The sequence below is a fragment of the Ferroplasma sp. Type II genome, from assembly GCF_000496155.1.
This window is the reverse complement of record NZ_KI542808.1, coordinates 6,789-7,809: the sequence shown is the minus strand read 5'-3', so window position 1 is coordinate 7,809 and position 1,021 is coordinate 6,789. Positions and strand designations below refer to the sequence as shown.

The window sequence follows — 1,021 nt, the reverse complement described above, 5'->3', positions numbered from 1 at the left end:
TACTTTGTCATTTCCACTTCCATCGCAGTATTGGGTCTGGTGGCTTTGACGGTTGGCCTTTACTACCTGTTTAAGTACATGAACTCTAATTCACTGGTAAACATTGTATTCTACGCTGCTCTCTGGGTTATTGGAGTTTTGGCGCTTCTAAGAAGATACTCAAAACGAAGAGCCTTGAAAAGCAATAGCTCATAACATAACTGTCACTAAACTTGTAATTTTAGTAACGCTACTAAACACTGGATTTTAATAACATATGCGTCCCTAAATTCTATGATTTAAATGACACTTGCTTTTGCCTATGTCAGGGCAAGCACCATAGAAGAGGTCAGGCAGGGCTCAAATGAGAGGCAGAAGGAGGCAATCAGCAAGTATACAGGCCAGAAAGGCTACGAATTGGAGATATTTGAAGACAGGGCGAAGTCAGGCAAGAATACGCTGAGGCCAGAATTCGAGAGGATGCTCAAATCGCTCGACAGAATGCCCCAGATTGTTATTGTTTCCAAGATAGACAGGTTTGCCCGCTCTTTATCAGATCTGCTGAAAACCCTTGAATACCTTGACCAGAATGGCGTAGGATTCGTCAGCGTCAATGACCCAGGCATAGATACCACAACACCTAATGGTAGGCTCCTCCTGCAGATTCTGGGCGCATTCGCTGAATTTGAGAGGAACATGATCAATTCCAGAACAAAGGCAGGCAGGGAACAGGCACAGATCAGGGGTGTCAAATTCGGAAGACCTCCCCTGAAGACCAGAAGCGGCACCTTCATAGACCGAAGAAAAGTAATCGAACTAAAGCAAAAGGGATTATCAGCAAGAGCCATAGCGAAGTCCCTTGAATGCTCCACCACTCCGATACTGAGGATTCTGAGGGAAAACCACTAACTGACCAGAAAGAGAGAGAGTCGCCGAACGCGTCAGCGGTTTTCTTATATATATTATATAACTGATACAATGAACATAACATACCAGAAAAATGGAATTTTGTTATTTTTTGAACAGCATCATCTTATCTGGA

At 43.5% G+C, this 1,021-nt stretch carries 2 protein-coding genes; both read left to right on the top strand.

Features of this window, described 5'->3' with window-relative positions; genetic code table 11:
* A partial coding sequence (locus AMDU4_RS12695) for a hypothetical protein (protein ID WP_021788338.1) occupies positions 1 to 195 on the top strand: 195 nt, incomplete at its 5' end.
* An 87-nt stretch (positions 196 to 282) separates the two neighbouring features.
* A complete protein-coding gene (locus AMDU4_RS12690) occupies positions 283 to 888 on the top strand; it encodes a recombinase family protein (protein WP_021787321.1) in 606 nt (201 codons plus the stop codon).
* Positions 889 to 1,021 lie beyond the last annotated feature (133 nt).